Below are 18138 nucleotides of genomic sequence, written 5' to 3'. Positions count from 1 at the left end.
AGAGGTTTGGTGAATGGGAAGCCAGCGAGAGACCGCCGGCTTCCACACCCGTTGCCATTTGCAAGCAGGTGTGTCCATTTCATCGAACGACCATAAAAGCTCTGTGACACAAGCCGGGTTTGCTCTCATTGTTGCAATGCAACAACAAACATTTTTCAGGGCTTGCCGGCATTGACCCAGCGCGTCCAGCCGGCGCCGTCGTTGTCGTTGACGACCCAGAGCACGCCCTTGAAGACCACCATGCCTTCGGCCTTTTCCTGCACGTAGTTGAAGTCTTTGCGCAGGTCGCGCACCAGGGTCTTGGTGAGGGTCGCGCCTTCGGTCACGTCGGCGGCTTTCACGCTGTAGATGCGTTTGACTTCGGCGTTGATGGCCTGGCCTTCGCCACCGCCCTTGTCGCGTTCGAGCAGCAGCAGGCGGCCGTCCTCCGTGAGCTGGATTTCGGACAGACCCATCCAGAATTTTTTGGCGTCCTTGCTGTGCTGGTCCAGCGGATAGAGCGCCGTGGTCCAGGTGCTGGTGGGCAGGTGCAGCTTCAGGATGGCGGCCTGGGGTTTGTTCAGGTCAAAGCCCCGCTGCACCGCCATGTAGAGCGTCTGGCCATCGGCGCTGGCGGTCACGCCCTCGTAGCCGGTGCTGGTCTTGGGGCTGGCGAACTTCGCCTGCACGCTGGCGGGCAGCTTCACGCGCTGCTGCACCACGCCGGCCATGTTCACCTTGATGAGTTCGTTGTCGGCGACGGTCTTGCCTTCCGAAGCGATCCAGAAACCGTCGGCCACCTTGGCGATGCCTTCGGGGTCGACCTTCAGCGCTTGGCCATCGGCCTCGGTGAGCAGGGTCACCTGGTCCAGCGTCAAACGTCCCTGCGCCGCATCCGAGGGATCGATGCGGAAGATACGCGACTGGCCGAAGGCGTTGTCGGGCACGGCGTACAGGTGTGTGCCGTCGGTGGTCAGGCCGGAAAGCGCGCCCCAGGGCAGGCTCGCGTCCTTCGCCACCAGTTGCGGTTCGGCAGCGCCTGCTGGCACGCCTCTGGCATGGAAGCGGTAGAGGTTGAGCGAGTTTTCTTTTTCGTTGGCGGTCACGAGCAACTGCTGGCCGTCGCGGCGTTGCGTCACGGTGGTCAGCCCTTCGGGCGCCATGCCGGTGGGCAGCAGTTGCACGAACTGCGGCTGTTTCGGATTGTCCAGGCGGTAGACCTCGACGAAAGAACCCCGCTCCGAGCCGACCAGCAGGTGGGGCTTGCCGCCGAAGCGGCCGGCCGTCACGGCTTCCATCTCCACGCCCTTGGACGCCGAGCGCCCGTCCGGGTAGTGGCCATGCAACAGCGCGTTCACTTCGGTGCGTTCACCGGTTTCGTAGACCACCTCGCCGCGGGTGTTCATCAGCGTGAAGCCGCGGCCGCCCGGCAGCACGCCGGCCTTGTCCTTCTTGCCGTCGCCTTCGTTGGCCGTGGCGAACACGCCCGGTGCCACCCAGGCCACCGCATCGGCCTCGCGGCGCGCGGTGAAGCTGTCCTTGAAAGTGATCTCCTTGTCTTTCTTGAGGTCGGCATTGCCGTTGCGTGTCACGGTGCCGGTGGAGAACACGCGCTCCAGGCGCGCACGCGTCGGATGGCTCAGGTCGATGAGGGCGACCGCGTTGTTCTCCTGCAGCGAGACCACCGCCTTCCGGGCACGCGCATCGATTGAAACGAATTCGGGTTGCGGGTCGTTCGGGTAGACGATGCCGGGCACGGTCTGCAGTGCCTGCACCAGTTCGATCGACTGCACACCGCTGCTGGCACCGCCATACAGGTCCTGCAGTCCGACCACGTCGATGCGGCCGGGGCGCTGGCCGCCCAGCGTGGCGTCGCCCTCGGCGTCGGTTTCTTCGTCTTCGATCGCCACCACGGCGCGCAGCGTGCGGCCCTGGCCAGCGAGCGCCAGCGAATCGGGGCCGATGCCCACGGTGATGTCCTTGACGTGTTTCACGGCAGCGGGCTGGCGGATGTCGTACACGCGCACCAGACCACGGCGCGCGTTGGCCACGTCGTCACCCAGGCGCACCGCCACCACGGCATAACGGCCGTCGGGGCTGATGGCTACCGAGGTCGGTTCGCCCAGGCCCATCAGCTGCACGTTCACGCGCGGCAGCAGCTCCGGCTGCGCAGGGTTCGTGATGTCCACCATGCCGAGCACGCCGGCGTCGGCACTGGTGTAGATCAGGGTCAGGCCGTCCGGCGTGGCGGCCACGATCTCGGCCACGCCGTCCACGGGCAGGTGGTGGACCATGGCGAAGCGGTTGGTCGGTGGGGCTGGCGGCGCGGCCTGGGCCTGTGAGGTGAGCGCGAAAGAAGCGGCCAGCGCCGCGGTCAGGGTGCAGAAGCGAAGTGTGTTCATGCGAAGGTTGGGCGTCGTGGGAAAAGCCCCAGGAGGCTAGGGGGCGCATATGTCATGGTCGTGACCGTCAGTTGCCCAAAACAAAGCCCCTGCCGGCGAATGCGGGCAGGGGCTTGTAGGGCTGTTGTGACTGGTCCGGCGCAAGCCGTCAGGGACTCAGGCGGCTTGGGGTACGGCTTCCCTTGCTTGTTCCTGTTGCTGGCTGACCTGCATCGACAGGTCCAGCAGCACGGCCTTGCTGGTGTAGTAGCGGTCCAGGCGCCACTCGGCCATGATCTCCATGGCGAGATGGAAGTCGTCGTAGTCCAGTCGGTACAGGTCCGACAGCTGGAACGGTACTTCTGACTCCAGCGCCAGCACCAGCCGGGACAGGACCTCTGCCTTCGGCTTGCCGGCGTGGTTCTCGATCAGCTTGCGGGCTTTCTTCAAGGCAATCATGGAACCTCGCTCTCTCTCAACGGTTTGTGAATCGGTCGGCATACCAAAGGTTTCAGGGTATGCCCTAATGGCCGAGCATACCGACGGGGGCTCCGTGTTTGATGACGGAAATATGACGTTGGTGTGAAAGTCCGTCTCCATGAGCGGTGCCCCGTGCTTGGACATGACCGAAGATCTTCGTCAGGCGGCGTGCTTCGCGAGAAATCTCCGCAGGTCGCAGAAGTCGTCCATGCGCTCGGTCAGGGTGGCGTGGTCCCAGTTCCACCAGGCGGTGGATTCGATGGCGGCGGCAATCGACGTCGGGAAGCGTTGCCGGATCGCCCGGGCCGGCGCGCCGGCGGCGATGGCGTAGGCCGGCACGTCCTTGGTGACCACGGCATTGCTGCCGATCACCGCACCGTTGCCGATGCTCACGCCCGGCATGATCACCGCGCCGTGACCGATCCAGGTGTCGTGACCGATGGTTACGCGCTGACGGCGGCGCCACTCGAAGAAGGCCGCGTCGTCCTCGGGCGCCATGCCGTACTTGGCGCGGCGGTAGGTGAAGTGGTGCAGCGTGGGGCGCTCCATGGGGTGGAAGCCCGGGTTGATGCGCACCATGGACGCGATGTTGCTGAACTTGCCGATGTCGGCCGACATGATGTCGCAGCCGCGGTCCAGATACGAATAGTCGTCCAGCAGGCTGTCGGCCAGACGCGCCTGGTCGCCGACCTCGGTGTAGCGGCCGAAGCGGCAGTCGCGGATGACCGCGGTGGGGGCGATGCTCGGGGCTTCGCCCAACTGCGTGGCCTCGCCCACGTTGAACGATGCGATGTGTGTGTGGTTCATGGGAGTCCGTTCGCCCTGGGGGCCGGGGTGTGAGCTGGCATGGGAGCGGCCCGGCGCAGCGCTCATGCGGGCCATCCGGGCAGGGTTTGCAGGTGATCGACGAAGCGGCGGCCCGCGTCGTCCAGCGTGCCGTCGTTCAGGATCTCGAAGGCCTGCGTCGGTGGCAGCGACTGCGTGCGCTGGATGCGGGCCTCGACCTCGGCCAGCGTCTCCCGTGCGCGGGCCAGCAGGCGCTGGCGCAAGGTGTCCGGGCTGGCCGACACGTGCACCACGGTGAGCCCGGGGAAGCGGCTGCGGGTGGCGTCCAGATGGCCCCGCGAGCCGTTGACGAACACCCAGGCACCGTGATCGAGCGGGCCCAGCTCGCTGTGGCGCACGCCGTAGTGCAGGCCGTTGGCCTGCCAGTTCAGCGCAAAGGCACCCCGTTCGCGCAAGGCATGGAACTGGCCTTCGTCCATCGCCTCGTGCGCCTCGTCGCCCGGACGGGCTGTGCGGGTGATGCTGCGCCGCGCCCAATGGATGGACGGTGTGGACCTCAGGTGATGGCGCACCCAGCCCAGCACGCTGTCCTTGCCGGCCCCCGATGGCCCGACCACGTACACCAGGCGGCGGCTCACCGGACTGCCCTCCGTGCTGCGCTCATTTCCCAAACCACCAGCGCTCGACCAGTACAAAGTCGGCGGCTTTCGAGGGCTCGGCGAACAGCGCCAGGCCATCGAAGGGGCAGGGCGGCAGCTCGCCAAACCAGGCCTGGGCCGCCTGCTCAAGTCGCTCCACCGTCCGGGCATCGACACCCTGCAGGTTGCCGGTCAGCGAGAGGTGGAAGCGGTAGCGTTCCAGCACGTAGGGGTAGCCCCAGCGCACCAGCAGGGCGTCCTCCTGCGTGGACAGCGTTCCCATGCGTCGGCGGCGTTCCAGTTCGTCGGACGACAGCGGCGCGGCCAGGTCGTTCAGCTGCGTCACGCAGGCGCTGGCCACCGCGTTGATGGCGTGCTTGTCGCCTTCCGGGCACAGGGCCAGGAAGTCCGCCAGCCGGCGCACCTGCAGGGTGGGCATGTCGAAGGCCGTGAAGGACGCCGCGATGGCCCGCAGCGCCTCGCGCAGATCGTCCAGGCCCACGCCCTCGCTCAGCACAAACGGTGCTTTCAGCGTGGCGTGCCAGCCGTAGCGCCGCGGATCGGCGGTGAGTTGCCGTTGTTGTTCGGGCGTGATGCCGTCGATGGTGGGCTGGGTCAACACGTCGTTCGTGGCCGCGCAGCGGCCCAGCCAGCGGCTGCCCGCCTCCCACCAGGCCGAGCCGGGTGGCGGCGCGAAATAGACCGCGAAACGGTGAGCGTTGCTGAGGTCAATGGTCATCGTGGGCCACCGTGAGCTTCACGCGGTCGCCCGCGAACCAGGTGCTGCCGAACTCGATCGGCACGCCCGCACTGTCGATGTTCACACTGGTCACGAACAGCACCGGCCGGCTGGCCGGCTGCTTGAGCAGCGCTGCCACTGCCGGGCTGGGCAGTTGCGCCGTGATGCGGCTCTCCTTGCGGGTGTAGTCCGCCACGCCGTGGGCGCTGAACGCGTCGGTGATGGAGCCGGTCTCGCGCAACACCGCCTCCAGCCGGTCGAAGCGGGGCAGGGGGAACACACGGTCGCTCACGTGCAGCGGCTGGCCGGCACCCACCCCCAGCACCTGCAGGCGCAACACGGCGCTGCGCGCGGGCACCTGCAGGGCCTGGGCCTGCGCCGCGGTGGCGCGGGTGCGCTGGGCGTCCTGCACTTCGAGGCCGCCGCGCAGGCCGGCCTGCGCCAGGCTCTGGCGGTGCCGCGTGCGCTTGCCAATGATCAGGTCCACCGCGAAGTCCTCGACATAGGTGCCGCTCCCCTGCGTGATGCGCACCAGCCCCTTCTGGCACATGCTGGCCAGCGAGCGGCGGATGGTGTGGCGGTTGACGCCGTACTGCTCGGCCAGCACGTGCTCGGATGGCAGGCGCTGGCCAGGCTCGTACACACCGCGGGCGATGGCCTCGGCGAGTTCGTTGGCGATGCGCGCCCAGAAGCTGTGGTGTTCGCGGGGCGTGTCCGGGAGGGGGGGTGAAAGGGTCAGAAGCTTTGTCATGAAAGGGACATTTGGTGACTCTACGCTCGGGGTCTGGATTCAATTTGTCTAGACGTCTTAAAAGGTACCACGGACATGTTTCACGCATTTGACAATCCGGGCCCCGAGCGGTCCCTGAGCCGCCCGGGCTGGATGGCCCTGCTGGCCCGCGCCCCGCTGGAGGTTCTCGAAGCCGCCCTCGGCCCGCACGATCAGGCTGCCCCGCGCTGGCTGCGCACCCCCGAGACCGGCCTGATGATGGTGCAGGGCCGCGCGGGCGGCACAGGCGAGCGCTTCAACCTCGGTGAAGTCACTGTGACCCGCTGCGCGCTGCGCCTGCCCGGCGCCTCCCAGCAGGCGCCGGTGGGCGTGGCTTATGTGATGGGCCGCTCGCACCGCCACGCGCAGCTCGCGGCGCTGGCCGATGCCCTGTTGCAGGACCCGTCGCAGCAGCCGGTGCTGGAGGCGAAACTGCTGCAGCCGGTGCGCGAACACCTGGCGCATGAGCAGGTGCAGCGCCAGCAGCGCGTGCAGAGCACCAAGGTGGAGTTCTTCACCGTGGCGCGCGAGTCGGGCGGTGCCGACGACGAAGAGGAGGGCGAATGATGTCCCACGATCTGTCTTCGGTGGGGGCCGGTTTTTCCCACGAGGCCTTCGGCAGCCAGGCGGTGTTCCGCTCGGCCCTGATGGCCCTGTCACACCCCGGCCGCTGCATCCCGGTGGAACACGATGCCGAGCTGCCCCGCCACGGCAATGCCGCCGCGGCGGTGTTCCTGCTCGCCATGCTCGACGCCGACTGTGGCCTCTGGCTGTCGCCCTCGCTGCGCGACAGCGACGCCGCCATGTGGCTGCGCTTTCACACCGGTTGCCAGTTGGTGGAGCACGCGGCGCAGGCCCAGTTCGTCTGGGTGGGCGCTGGCGATCCGCTGCCCGCGTTGCAGAGCCTGCGCCAGGGCAGCGACGAATGCCCGGACCAGTCGGCCACCTGCGTGGTCGATGTGGGTTCCCTTTCCGCCGATGCAGATGCCGAAACGCAGCACTGGACGCTCAGCGGCCCCGGCATCCGCGAGCAGGCGTTGCTCAGCGTGACCGGCCTGCCCGCTGACTTCGCCGTGCAATGGGAAAACAACCACGCCGGTTTCCCGCGCGGTGTCGACCTGTTCCTCGCCACCCGCGATGAGCTCGTGGGCCTGCCGCGCACCACGCGCATCCACACACCCGTCGAGGCCTGACCATGTACGTTGCCGTCAAGGGCGGAGAAACCGCCATCCTCAACAGCTACCGCCTGCTGGCCGACCAGCGCCGTGGCGACCCGGCCCAGCCCGAGCTCGGTGTGGCGCAGATCCGCGAGCAGCTCAAGCTGGCGGTGGACCGCGTCATGACCGAAGGTTCGGTGTACGACCCCGAGCTCGCCGCGCTGGCCATCAAGCAGGCCTCGGGCGATCTGGTCGAAGCCATCTTCCTGCTGCGCGCCTACCGCGCCACGCTGCCGCGCCTGGGCACCGCCTGCGCGCTGGACACCGCGCGCATGGCGCTGGAGCGCCGCATCTCGGCCACCTTCAAGGACCTGCCCGGTGGCCAGGTGCTCGGCCCCACCTACGACTACACCCAGCGCCTGCTCGACTTCACCCTGCTGGCCAGCGGCGCGCCGGTGGTGGCGGGTGACGCGGGCGTTGCGGGCAGCGCCCAGCCCGAGGCCACGCCGCGCGTGGTGGACCTGCTCAACCAGGAAGGTCTGATCGAAACCCGCCCGGTGCCGCCGGGCGACCCGGCGCCGGTGGACCTGACGCGCGAACCGCTGCGCTTTCCCGCCGCCCGCGCCACGCGGCTGCAGAACCTGGCCCGCGGCGACGAGGGCTTTCTGCTCGCCATGGCCTATTCGACCCAGCGCGGTTATGCGAACTCGCACCCCTTCGTCGGCGAAATCCGCCTCGGGCAGGTGGCGGTGGAGATCGTGCCCGAAGAGCTGGGCTTTGCCATTTCCATCGGCGACATGGAGCTGACCGAGTGCGAGATGGTCAACCAGTTCGCTGGCAGCAAGACCGAGCCACCGCAGTTCACGCGCGGCTACGGACTGGCCTTCGGTCACAGCGAACGCAAGGCCATGGCCATGAGCCTGGTGGACCGCGCGCTGCGCGCCGACGAACTCGGCGAAGCCGTGTTGTCGCCGGCCCAGATGCAGGAGTTCGTGCTCTCGCACAGCGACAGCCTGGAGGCCTCGGGCTTTGTGCAGCACCTGAAGCTGCCGCACTACGTGGACTTCCAGTCCGAGCTGGAGCTGGTGCGCAAGATGCGCGCCGTGGCCACCACCCACCCCACCCCCAACGAAGAGGCCGCCGCATGAACGCACCGTACGAAGCCGTGGCGCTGGAGCGCCTGCCCGAGCCGTCCGTCGAGCGCGCGGCCGAGGTCAATTTCGCCTACCTCGACGAGCGCACCAAGCGCATGATCCGCCGCGCCATCCTGAAGGCCGTGGCCATTCCCGGTTACCAGGTGCCGTTCGGCTCGCGCGAGATGCCGCTGCCCTACGGCTGGGGCACCGGCGGCATCCAGGTCACCGCCTCGGTGATCGGACCGGACGACACCTTGAAGGTCATCGACCAGGGCTCGGACGACACCGTCAACGCGGTCAACATCCGGCGCTTCTTCCAGCGCACCACCGGCGTGGCCACCACCACGCGCACCACCGAGGCGACCCTGATCCAGACGCGCCACCGCATCCCCGAGATCCCGCTGGTCGAAGGCCAGGTGCTGGTCTACCAGGTGCCGGTGCCCGAGCCCATGCAGCGCCTGGAGCCACGCGAGACCGAAACCCGCACCCTGCACGGCCTGGCCGAATACGGCCTCATGCACGTGAAGCTCTACGAAGACATCGCGCGCTACGGCCACATCGCCACCACCTACGACTACCCCGTGCTGGTCAACGGCCGCTACGTGATGGCGCCGTCGCCGATCCCGAAGTTCGACAACCCCAAGATGCACATGAACCCGGCGCTGCAGCTCTTTGGCGCCGGGCGCGAGAAGCGCATCTACGCCGTGCCGCCCTACACGTCGGTCGAAAGCCTCGGCTTCGAGGACCACCCGTTCGAAGTGCAGCGCTGGGACGCCGCCTGCGCCCTGTGCGGCGCCACCGATTCGTTCCTCGACGAGGTGATCACCGACGACGCCGGTGCGCGCATGCACGTGTGCTCGGACTCGGACTATTGCCAGTCGCGCCAGCCGGCAGCAGGGGAGGGTTCATGAGACTGCTGATCCGCGAAGCCACCGAAGCCGATCTGCCCGGCGTGCTGGCACTGTACGGGCAGTCGGGCCTGGACAACGACGCCGTGCTCTCTGTGGCGCAGGCGCGCGAGGTGTTCCAGCAGTTTGCGCGCTACCCCAGCTACCGGCTTTTCGTCGCCTGCGAGCCAGCGTTTCCCGACAGCGTGATCGCCACCTACGCCTTGCTGGTGATGCACAACCTGGCGCACTGCGGTGCACCCTCGGCCATTGCCGAAGACGTGGTCGTGCACCCGCAGCGCCAGGGCAAGGGCATCGGTCGCCAGCTCATGGCGCACGCCATCGAGCAGGCCCGCGAAGCCGGTTGCTACAAGCTGGCCCTGTCGTCGAACGCCAAACGCCAGGCCGCACACGCCTTCTACGAATCCCTCGGCTTCCAGCGCCACGGCCTGAGTTTTGTGATTGAGACTTGAAATGAAACCCTCTTCTTCAACCCCCCTGCTGCGCGTGCGCGGCGTGGCCAAGCGTTACGGTGACCAAGTCGCGCTGCACGAAGCGTCCTTCGATCTCTGGCCGGGCGAGGTTCTGGCCGTGGTGGGCGAGTCCGGTTCGGGCAAGACCACCCTGCTCAACGCCATCGCCGCGCGCACCGCGCCCGATGCGGGCAGCGTCGAATTCCTCGGCCGCGACGGTCTGCTGCAGGACGTGCACACCATGTCGCAGGCGCAGCAACGCCTGCTGGCGCGCACCGACTGGGGCTTCGTGCACCAGAATCCGGCCGATGGCCTGCGCATGGACGTGTCGGCCGGTGCCAACGTGGGCGAGCGCCTGATGGGCCTGGGCGAGCGCCACTACGGGCGGCTGCGCTGCACCGCCGAAGAGTGGCTGCAGCGCGTCGAGATCGACCCGATCCGCATCGACGACGCGCCGCGAACCTTCTCCGGTGGCATGCGCCAGCGCCTGCAGATCGCGCGCAACCTGGTCACGCAGCCGCGCCTGATCTTCATGGACGAGCCCACCTCGGGGCTGGACGTGTCGGTGCAGGCCCGCCTGCTCGACCTGATGCGCCAGCTCACGCGCCAGATGCACCTCGCCGCGATCATCGTCACGCACGACCTGGCCGTGGCCCGTCTGCTGGCTCACCGCATGATGGTGATGCAGCGCGGCCGCGTGGTCGAGGCCGGCCTCACCGACCAGGTGCTCGACGATCCCCAGCACCCCTACACCCAGCTCCTCGTCTCTTCGGTATTGCAACCATGAACCCACCCTTGCTTCAGATGAAAGGGGTGGCCAAGCGCTTCACCCTGCACCACCAGCACGGCGCCGAACTCTCGGTGCTGCACAACGTCGATCTGGAGGTGCGCCCTGGCGAATGCCTGGTGCTCGACGGCCCTTCCGGCATGGGCAAGAGCACGCTGCTCAAGCTCATCTACGCCAACTACCGCGCCACCGAAGGCCGCATCACCGTGGCGCCTCCGGGCAGCGCGCCGGTGGAGGTGACCGAGGCCTCGCCGCGCGAGCTGGTGCGGTTGCGCCGCGAGAGCATCGGCTACGTGAGCCAGTTCCTGCGCGTGATTCCCCGCGTGTCGGCGCTCGACGTGGTGGCCGAAGCGCTGGTGGAAGACAGCGGCGACGACCCCGCGGCGCTGGAGGCCGCGCGCGAACAGGCGCGCGCCTGGCTCACCCGGCTGCGCATCCCGGAGCGCCTGTGGGCCTTGCCGCCGGCCACGTTTTCCGGCGGCGAGCAGCAGCGCGTGAACATCGCACGCAACATGATCAAGCCGCGGCCGCTGATGCTGCTGGACGAGCCCACCGCCTCGCTGGACGCGGCCAACACCCGCACCGTGATCGAGCTGATCCAGGAAGCCGCCGCGCGCGGCGCGGCGCTGGTCGGCATCTTTCACGACGCCCATGTGGGCGACGCCGTGGCCACGCGGCGCATCAACGTCGGTGATTTCAGGAGCGCTGCATGAACCACGCTGTGAGCCCGCCCATCGTGTTCAAGAACGCCCGTCTGGTGCTGCCCGACGAAGTGCAGACCGGCAGCCTGTCGGTGGAGGCCGGGCGCATCGCCGGCTTCGGCGCGAGCAACAGTTCGCTGCCGCAGGCCATCGACCTGGAGGGTGACTACCTCATGCCCGGCTTCATCGAGGTGCACACCGACAACTTCGAGCGCCACCTGATGCCGCGCCCCAAGGTGCAGTGGGCCGAGATGCCCGCGCTGCTGGCGCACGACGCCGAGATCGCCGCCGCCGGCATCACCACAGTGTTTGACGCGCTGGGCGTGGGCGATGCCGATCATGAAAGCCTGCGCGGCACTGCGTGGGACGCGGTGCTGCAGACGCTGGACGCCTGCACGGCAGAAAACGTGCTGCGCGCCGACCACCACCTGCACGTGCGCTGCGAGCTGCCGGCGCACAACACCATCGACCTGTTCCAGCCCTTCCACGGCCATGAGCGCCTGTCGCTGATCTCGCTCATGGACCACACGCCGGGCCAGCGCCAATGGGAAAACATCGAACACGCACGGATCTACTACACCGGCAAGAAAGGCTGGAGCCAGGAAAAGTTCGAGCACCAGGTGGCACACGCCGAGCGCCTGCAGGCCCAGTACGCCGAGCCGCACCGCGACTACTTTGTGGACTACTGCCGCGAGCACGGCATCGCGCTCGCCAGCCACGACGACACCACTGTCGCCCATGTGGAGCAGGCCCATGCCGAAGGCGCCAGCCTGTCCGAATTCCCGACCACGATGGCGGCCGCCCAGGCCGCGCGCGAGCGGGGATTGCTCACGGTCATGGGCGGTCCCAACGTGGTGCGCGGCGGCTCGCATTCGGGCAACGTGGCCGCGGCCGACCTGGCGCGCCACGGCCTGCTCGACATCCTCTCCAGCGACTACGTGCCGGGCAGCCTGCTCAGCGCCGTGTTGCGGCTGGTGGCCGACGACATCCTGAGCCTGCCCGAGGCCGTGGCCATCGTCAGCCGCAACCCGGCCCGCGCCACCGGCCTGCACGACCGCGGCGCCATCGAGCCCGGCCTGCGCGCCGACCTGGTCCAGGTGCGTGTGGTGAACATGCCCAACGGGCTGCGCCACGGCGTGGTGCGCGCGGTCTGGAGAGAGGGACAACGGGTGCTCTGACTTGAAATGTTCTGCCAACCGTCAAACGACTGTCACAACGAAAACCCACACTGTGAGCGTGTCTAGACGACTTTGGAGCCACCCATGAAAACCGCCCTGCGCATTCACCAACTGAACAAGCACTTCGCCAACGGCAAACACGCCTTGCGCGACATCAATCTGGAGATCCGGCAGGGCGAGATGGTGGCGCTGATCGGCGCCTCCGGCTCCGGCAAGTCCACGCTGTTGCGCCATGTGGCGGGCCTGGTGGTGGCCGACGCGGGCGAAGGCTCGCTGATCGAGATCGACGGCTGCTGTGTGCAGCAGGGTGGCCGGGTGCACCGCGACATCCGCAAGGTGCGCTCGCAGATCGGGTTTGTGTTCCAGCAGTTCAATCTGGTGGACCGCCTGCCCGTGATGGCCAACGTGCTGGTCGGGCGCCTGCACCGCATGCCGCTGTGGCGCAGCCTGACCCGCTGGTTCAACGCCCAGGAACGGGCGCTGGCCATCGAGGCGCTGGCCCGCGTGGGCATCGCCGATTGCCACGCCCAGCGCGCGTCCACGCTCTCGGGCGGCCAGCAGCAGCGCGCAGCCATCGCCCGAACGCTGGTGCAGGGCGCCAAGGTGGTGCTGGCCGACGAACCCATCGCCTCGCTCGACCCCGAATCCTCCCGCAAGGTCATGGAAATCCTCGCGCGCATCAACCGCGAAGACGGCTCCACCGTGGTGGTGTCGCTGCACCAGGTGGACATGGCCCTGAAGTACTGCCCGCGCGTGATCGCGCTGCACCAGGGCCAGGTGGTGTTTGACGGCGCCGCGTCGTCGCTCACCCCAGCCCTGCTGCGCGAGCTCTACGGCATGCAGGCCGACGAAATGCTGATGGGTGAACCCCAGGCCCACGCACCGATTCCTTTGACTCCGGTGCCCGAGCGCCACTGGCCGGTTCCGCTGGCGCAAGCGGCCTGAAAGCTGCCTTCCTTCACACGCTTCCCTGCTGTCATCCCGTCCCGCTTCACATCCCTTCCTCACGGAGTTTTTCCCATGCTCAAGAAAACCCTGGCCGGCCTCGCGCTCGGCCTTACCCTCACCGGCGCCCTGGCGCAGGACATCAACTTCGGCATCATCTCGACCGAGTCGTCGCAGAACCTCAAGGCCGACTGGCAGCCGCTGCTCGACGACATGGCCAAGCAGACCGGTTTCAAGGTCACGGCTTTCTTCGCGCCCGACTACGCCGGTGTGATTGAAGCCATGCGCTTCAACAAGGTGCACGTGGCCTGGTACGGCAACAAGTCGGCCATCGAGGCCGTGGACCGCGCCAGCGGCGAGGTGTTTGCCCAGATGGTCAACGCCGACGGCACCGACGGCTACTACTCGCACCTCATCGTGCACAAGGACAGCCCGATCAAGTCGCTGGACGATGTGCTGAAGAACGGCAAGAGCTACAGCTTCGGCAACGGCGACCCGAACTCCACCTCCGGCTTTGTCGTGCCCAGCTTCTACGTGTTCGCCAAGAACAAGATCGACCCGCGCACGCACTTCAAGATCGTGCGTTCCGCCAACCACGAAACCAATGCGCTGGCCGTGGCCAACCAGCAGGTCGACGTGGCCACCAACAACAGCGAAAACCTCGACAAGATCGCGCAGAAGTTCCCCGAGAAGCGCAAGGACATCCGCGTGATCTGGACTTCGCCCCTGATCGCACTCGACCCGCTGGTCATGCGCAAGGACCTGCCCGAGGCGACCAAGGCCAAGATCAAGAATTTCCTCTTCGCCTACGGCAAGACCGACCCGCGTGAAAAAGAAGTGCTGGTGAAGATCTCCAAGCTCTCGGGCTTCAAGCCCTCGTCCAACGCGCAGTTGCTGCCGATCCGCCAGCTGGACCTGTTCGGCAAGCGCAACAAGATCGAGTCCGACACCGCGCTGAGCGAAGCCGACAAGATGGCCAAGCTGGCCGAGATCGACAAGCTGCTGGCCGCGCTGAACTGACCGTTCTCTTCAGCGTTCGCTACCTGGCGCTGCCCACCCGGACCGTTCGCGGCACTCTGCTGCGGACGGTCTGCGCGTGAGGCGCACCCTCGAATTCCCATATCCCGCCCACCACGATGTCCACCACGCTCAATGTCCACCGCCTGACGCCGGCCGTGGTTCCCGCACCGAAACGCAGCCTGACCTGGTACCTGTCCTGGGCCGCGCTCTTGCTGCTGCTTGCGGGCTCGTGGAAGGGCGCCGACATGCGCCCGCTCGACCTGATCCGCGACTCGGGCAACATGGCCACCTACGCGGCCGACTTTTTTCCGCCCGATTTTTCGCAGTGGAAGCTGTACCTGAGCGAGATCATCGTCACGCTGCAGATCGCGCTCTGGGGCACGGCGCTGGCCGTGCTCACCGCCATCCCGCTGGGCCTGCTGGCCTCCAGCAACATCACGCCCTGGTGGGTGCACCAGCCGGTGCGCCGCCTGATGGACGCGTTCCGCGCCATCAACGAAATGGTGTTCGCCATGTTGTTCGTGGTCGCGGTCGGCCTCGGGCCTTTCGCCGGCGTGCTGGCGCTGTGGATCCACACCGCGGGCGTGCTGGCCAAGCTGTTCTCGGAAGCGGTGGAGGCCATCGATCCGCAGCCGGTGGAAGGCATCCGTTCCACCGGCGCCAGTGCGCTGCACGAGATCGTCTACGGCGTGATCCCGCAGGTCATGCCGCTGTGGATTTCCTACATGCTGTACCGCTTCGAATCCAACGTGCGTTCGGCTTCGGTGGTGGGCATGGTGGGCGCGGGCGGCATCGGTGTCGTGCTGTGGGAGATCATCCGCGGCTTCCAGTACGCCGAGACCTGCGCCGTGATGCTGATGATCATCGTCACGGTGAGCGTGATCGACGTGATCTCTTCCCGGATTCGCAAGGTTCTGATCTGAGATGGTGCTGGCCGGCTTAGAGTCGGCACCATGCTGATCTCGCACCGCACTTCGGTGGTGGCCCGCCTGGGCACCGCGCAGACCCTGGCCTGGGCCTCGTCCTACTACCTGCCGGCCATGCTGGCCACGACTATGGCCGCGGACCTCGGCGTGTCCGTGACGACGGTCTTTGCCGCCTTTTCGTTTGCCCTGATCGTTTCGGCGGTGTTTGGCCGCTGGGCGGGGCAGTTGATCGACCACCACGGTGGCCGCCCGGTGCTGATCGGCACCAACCTGCTGTTCGCCGCGGGGCTGCTGGCGCTGGCATTGGCGCAAGGGCCGGTGCTTCTGTTTCTGGCCTGGGGCCTGATTGGCGTGGCGATGGCGGCAGGCCTGTACGACGCCGCCTTCGCGACCCTGGTGCGCCTGTATGGCCACGACGCGCGCAGCAGCATCACCGGCATCACCCTGATCGCTGGTTTCGCCAGCACCGTCGGTTGGCCGCTCACGGCCTGGCTGGAGCTCGAATTCGGCTGGCGCGGCGCCTGTCTGTGCTGGGCGGGCCTGCACCTGCTGCTCGGGCTGCCGCTCAATGCGTCCTTGCCGCGCAGCGTGGCAGCGCCCGACGTGAGCCCGGTGGTGGCGGCGGTGTCACCCACCGCCGTGCCAGAGGCGGCGAGGGCGCCGGGCGCCACGTTCTGGCCCACCGTTCTGCTCTCGCTGGTCTTCGCCGTCACCTGGTTCACCAGCACCGCCATGGCGGCCCACCTGCCCAGCCTGCTGCAGGCCCACGGGCTGACGCTGGCCGCCGCGCTGGCCCTCGCGGCCCTGGTGGGACCGGCCCAGGTGGCGGCCCGGCTGCTGGAGTTCGGCTTCCTGCGCAAGGTGCACCCCTTGCTGTCGGCCCAGCTGGCGACGGCTGCGCACCCGCTGGGCGCCGTGCTGCTGATGGTGGTGGGTGGTCCGGCGGCGTTGTTGTTCACGGTGCTGCACGGCGCGGGCAACGGCATCCTCACCATCGCCAAAGGCACGTTGCCTCTGGTGATCTTCGGGCCGAAGGGTTACGGGGCGCGCCAGGGCTTGCTGATGGTGCCGGCGCGCGTGGCGCAGGCCTTTGCGCCGCTGGTCTTTGGCCTGGCGATTGACCAGTTCGGGGGCGGCGCCCTCTGGGTGTCCACCGGGGTGGGCCTGGTCGGCCTGGCTGCGCTGGTGTGGCTCCAGCGCAGTGGCTCGGTGGTGCGGTAGAGGGGTTGCGGTCCGTTGTTGTTGCACCTCGCGTGCCAAGGCGTGTGCGGGCAGGCCGCAGCGCTTCAGTGTGGCGGTCGGTGCTGCGCGCCGACTTCCCTGCGATGCTCGCGGCCGTGGCCCGTCGCACAACTCGCTGCGTTCGCTTCGCTCTCTCCGCTCAGACAAGTGCGACAAGTCAGTTGACGAAGCGCGCTGCGCGCGCGGCCACGGCCACTGCGCTTCTCGGCGCCTCACAGGCGCGCTGCGACCTGCCCGCACACGCCTTGGCAGACACACTGTTGGCGCACCACCGGTGGAACACCCAAACGCTTCATGCTGCGGCAGGCGCTGTCCGGTGGGGGCGATGTTCCGGGGTGGCTGTGTCCGCCCGTCTGGGGCCGGGCGCGCAAGTGCGCGCATCGTTGACTGACTCGCGGCCACTGTCTGAGCGGAGAGAGCGCAGCGAACGCAGCGAGTTTGGCCGCGCCGGCCCCAGACGGGCGGACACAGCGAAGTCGGCGCAGCGCGCCGACCACCCCGGATGAGCCCCCACCGGGCAGTGCCTGCCGCAGCCGCGAGGTGCAGCACCTCGGCTTTGGACTGCAAAAACCATCTATTCAGAGGTCAGAGCGTTTCCAGGGCAACGGCTTTCAAAGGGGCATGAAACCGCGGAGCCCCCTTGGCCGCAAAAGCCAGGTGACCGCCGATGACGTGCGCCGCCACGCTGGGTGGCCGCCCGGCCGGCGTGCGCACGAGCACGATGTCGGCCCGCAGGCCCACGGCGAGGCGGCCACGATCAGACAGCCCGGCCGCATCCGCGGCGTTGCTGGAGATCATGGCCCAGGCGTTGGCGAGATCACAGACGCCGTCTTCGCTCAGGCGGAAGGCGGCCGGCAGCATGGCCGGGTAGTAGTAATCGGACGTGAGCACCGTGCACAGGCCCGCGCGCGCCATGACCGCCGCCGACACCGCGTTGCTCATGTGACTGCCGCCACGCACGACGTTGGGCGCGCCAAACACCACCGGGTTGCCATACAGGCGGGCCAGCGTCGCGGTCTCGATGGTCTTGGGAAACTCCGAAATCGTGCAGCCGAGGGTCTGGTACCCGGTGCGCACCTCGGGCGATGGGTCGTCGTGCGAGGCCATGGGCACCCCGGCGGCCAGCGCGGCGGCGGCCAGGCGGCGGATGGAGGCCGGCACCTCCCCGTGCCGCGCGGCGACCCGCTCGGCCAGCGCCTGCAAGGCTTCGGCGGGCAGACCGGTGCGCTGCAGCACCGTCATGCCGTCTTTCGGATGCCCGATCTTGCGCAGGATGTCGGCGGTGTGGTCGTTGAAGGCGAGCAGGGCGATGCGGCCTTTGGCCAGCCAGCCCAGCACCTCTTCCTCGCCGTCGAGGTTGTAGGTTTCGTGGCGCAGGTGCAGGCGCGCATCGCACGACAGGTGGCCGGCCGCGGCGTCCATCGCCGCCATCAGGCGCACCAGCGTTTCGCGGCTGCGCAGGCCCGGTTCCCAGGAGAAGGTCACGCCATGGAAGGCGGTGGAGATGCCGTTGGCCACCAGTTGCCGGTCGGTCTCGGCCAGGGCGAGCTGCAGGTCGAAGTGCACGCCCGGGCGGGGCATGATCTGGCGCTCGAAGGCGTCGCCATGCAGGTCGATGATGCCGGGCATCACCCGCAGGCCCCGGGCGTCCATCACCGGTGCGCCGTTGGCTTCGCTGCCGATCTCCACGATGACGCCGTGGTCCACCGTGATGACCACGTCATCCTGAAAACCCGATGGCAGCAGGGCGCTGCCGCCTGCGATCGCAAACCGCTCCAATGTGTTCATGCCTGGTATCCCCGGTGATCAAAAGCCGTCCAGCGTGCCGCCTTTGTGTGACAGCGGCGCGACGAAAAGGCGGTGTCATACAAGTCATGAAAACTTCATGTCGTCTACACAACTTTGTCATCGCAC

Annotated in this window: 19 protein-coding genes; 12 read left to right on the top strand and 7 right to left on the bottom strand. The window is 67.8% G+C overall.

Annotation, left to right across the window (positions count from 1 at the left end):
- Positions 1-155 precede the first annotated feature (155 nt).
- The 6 genes from HTA01S_RS01465 to phnF all read right to left on the bottom strand — a co-directional run bounded on the left by HTA01S_RS01465 (position 156) and on the right by phnF (position 5754).
- A complete protein-coding gene (locus tag HTA01S_RS01465) occupies positions 156-2381 on the bottom strand; it encodes an esterase-like activity of phytase family protein (RefSeq protein ID WP_068166767.1) in 2226 nt (741 codons plus the stop codon).
- A gap of 156 nt (positions 2382-2537) precedes the next feature.
- A complete protein-coding gene (locus HTA01S_RS01460; RefSeq protein ID WP_407656087.1) occupies positions 2538-2810 on the bottom strand; it encodes a hypothetical protein in 273 nt (90 codons plus the stop codon).
- Positions 2811-2999: 189 nt separating this feature from the next.
- Positions 3000-3647 carry a DapH/DapD/GlmU-related protein gene (locus HTA01S_RS01455; RefSeq protein ID WP_068166763.1) on the bottom strand — a complete coding sequence of 216 codons (648 nt, stop codon included), beginning with the start codon at positions 3645-3647 and terminating at the stop codon, positions 3000-3002.
- A gap of 62 nt (positions 3648-3709) precedes the next feature.
- The gene (gene phnN, locus HTA01S_RS01450) at positions 3710-4264 is read right to left on the bottom strand and encodes a phosphonate metabolism protein/1,5-bisphosphokinase (PRPP-forming) PhnN (protein ID WP_068166761.1); all 555 of its coding nucleotides are present in this window, start codon (positions 4262-4264) and stop codon (positions 3710-3712) included.
- 22 nt (positions 4265-4286) lie between these two features.
- Positions 4287-5003, bottom strand: a complete 717-nt coding sequence (locus tag HTA01S_RS01445; protein WP_068166759.1) for a DUF1045 domain-containing protein — start codon at positions 5001-5003, stop codon at positions 4287-4289.
- A complete protein-coding gene (gene phnF / locus HTA01S_RS01440) occupies positions 4993-5754 on the bottom strand; it encodes a phosphonate metabolism transcriptional regulator PhnF (protein ID WP_068166757.1) in 762 nt (253 codons plus the stop codon). The genes HTA01S_RS01445 and phnF overlap by 11 nt, the downstream gene beginning before the upstream one ends.
- 75 nt (positions 5755-5829) lie before the next feature.
- Between phnF and phnG the strand changes: the two genes are divergently transcribed.
- From phnG to HTA01S_RS01380, 12 genes are all read left to right on the top strand, one after another.
- Complete coding sequence (gene phnG, locus HTA01S_RS01435) at positions 5830-6339, top strand: phosphonate C-P lyase system protein PhnG (protein WP_068166754.1); 510 nt, start codon at positions 5830-5832, stop codon at positions 6337-6339.
- Entirely contained in the window at positions 6339-6965 is a 627-nt protein-coding gene (gene phnH, locus HTA01S_RS01430; protein WP_407656086.1) for a phosphonate C-P lyase system protein PhnH, read from the top strand. Before phnG ends, phnH begins: the two co-directional genes overlap by 1 nt.
- A gap of 2 nt (positions 6966-6967) precedes the next feature.
- The gene (locus HTA01S_RS01425) at positions 6968-8077 is read left to right on the top strand and encodes a carbon-phosphorus lyase complex subunit PhnI (protein WP_068166750.1); all 1110 of its coding nucleotides are present in this window, start codon (positions 6968-6970) and stop codon (positions 8075-8077) included.
- The gene (locus HTA01S_RS01420; RefSeq protein ID WP_068166748.1) at positions 8074-8976 is read left to right on the top strand and encodes an alpha-D-ribose 1-methylphosphonate 5-phosphate C-P-lyase PhnJ; all 903 of its coding nucleotides are present in this window, start codon (positions 8074-8076) and stop codon (positions 8974-8976) included. The genes HTA01S_RS01425 and HTA01S_RS01420 overlap by 4 nt, the downstream gene beginning before the upstream one ends.
- A complete protein-coding gene (locus HTA01S_RS01415) occupies positions 8973-9425 on the top strand; it encodes a GNAT family N-acetyltransferase (RefSeq protein WP_068166745.1) in 453 nt (150 codons plus the stop codon). Before HTA01S_RS01420 ends, HTA01S_RS01415 begins: the two co-directional genes overlap by 4 nt.
- Position 9426: 1 nt before the next feature.
- Positions 9427-10212 carry a phosphonate C-P lyase system protein PhnK gene (gene phnK / locus HTA01S_RS01410; protein WP_068166743.1) on the top strand — a complete coding sequence of 262 codons (786 nt, stop codon included), beginning with the start codon at positions 9427-9429 and terminating at the stop codon, positions 10210-10212.
- Positions 10209-10925 (top strand): phosphonate C-P lyase system protein PhnL, encoded by a 717-nt coding sequence (gene phnL, locus HTA01S_RS01405; protein WP_068166741.1) that lies wholly within the window; start codon positions 10209-10211, stop codon positions 10923-10925. The genes phnK and phnL overlap by 4 nt, the downstream gene beginning before the upstream one ends.
- A complete protein-coding gene (locus HTA01S_RS01400) occupies positions 10922-12091 on the top strand; it encodes an alpha-D-ribose 1-methylphosphonate 5-triphosphate diphosphatase (protein ID WP_068166739.1) in 1170 nt (389 codons plus the stop codon). Before phnL ends, HTA01S_RS01400 begins: the two co-directional genes overlap by 4 nt.
- An 84-nt stretch (positions 12092-12175) precedes the next feature.
- Positions 12176-13036 carry a phosphonate ABC transporter ATP-binding protein gene (gene phnC, locus HTA01S_RS01395; protein WP_068166736.1) on the top strand — a complete coding sequence of 287 codons (861 nt, stop codon included), beginning with the start codon at positions 12176-12178 and terminating at the stop codon, positions 13034-13036.
- 75 nt (positions 13037-13111) lie between these two features.
- The gene (gene phnD / locus HTA01S_RS01390; protein ID WP_068166734.1) at positions 13112-14056 is read left to right on the top strand and encodes a phosphonate ABC transporter substrate-binding protein; all 945 of its coding nucleotides are present in this window, start codon (positions 13112-13114) and stop codon (positions 14054-14056) included.
- Between the two features lie 116 nt (positions 14057-14172).
- Positions 14173-14979: a phosphonate ABC transporter, permease protein PhnE gene (phnE, locus tag HTA01S_RS01385; RefSeq protein WP_068166732.1), complete on the top strand. Its 807-nt coding sequence runs from the start codon at positions 14173-14175 to the stop codon at positions 14977-14979.
- A gap of 30 nt (positions 14980-15009) precedes the next feature.
- Positions 15010-16203 carry an MFS transporter gene (locus HTA01S_RS01380; RefSeq protein ID WP_068166729.1) on the top strand — a complete coding sequence of 398 codons (1194 nt, stop codon included), beginning with the start codon at positions 15010-15012 and terminating at the stop codon, positions 16201-16203.
- 606 nt (positions 16204-16809) lie between these two features.
- On the opposite strand, the gene HTA01S_RS01375 is transcribed toward HTA01S_RS01380, so the two are convergent.
- On the bottom strand, positions 16810-18012 hold the full coding sequence (locus tag HTA01S_RS01375; RefSeq protein ID WP_084235758.1) for an alpha-D-ribose 1-methylphosphonate 5-triphosphate diphosphatase: 1203 nt from the start codon (positions 18010-18012) through the stop codon (positions 16810-16812).
- Positions 18013-18138 lie beyond the last annotated feature (126 nt).

Origin of the sequence: Hydrogenophaga taeniospiralis CCUG 15921 (assembly GCF_001592305.1) — a bacterium.
In the GTDB taxonomy this organism is placed as follows: Bacteria; Pseudomonadota; Gammaproteobacteria; order Burkholderiales; family Burkholderiaceae_C; genus Hydrogenophaga; species Hydrogenophaga taeniospiralis.
This window is presented reverse-complemented; position numbering and strand designations above follow the sequence as displayed.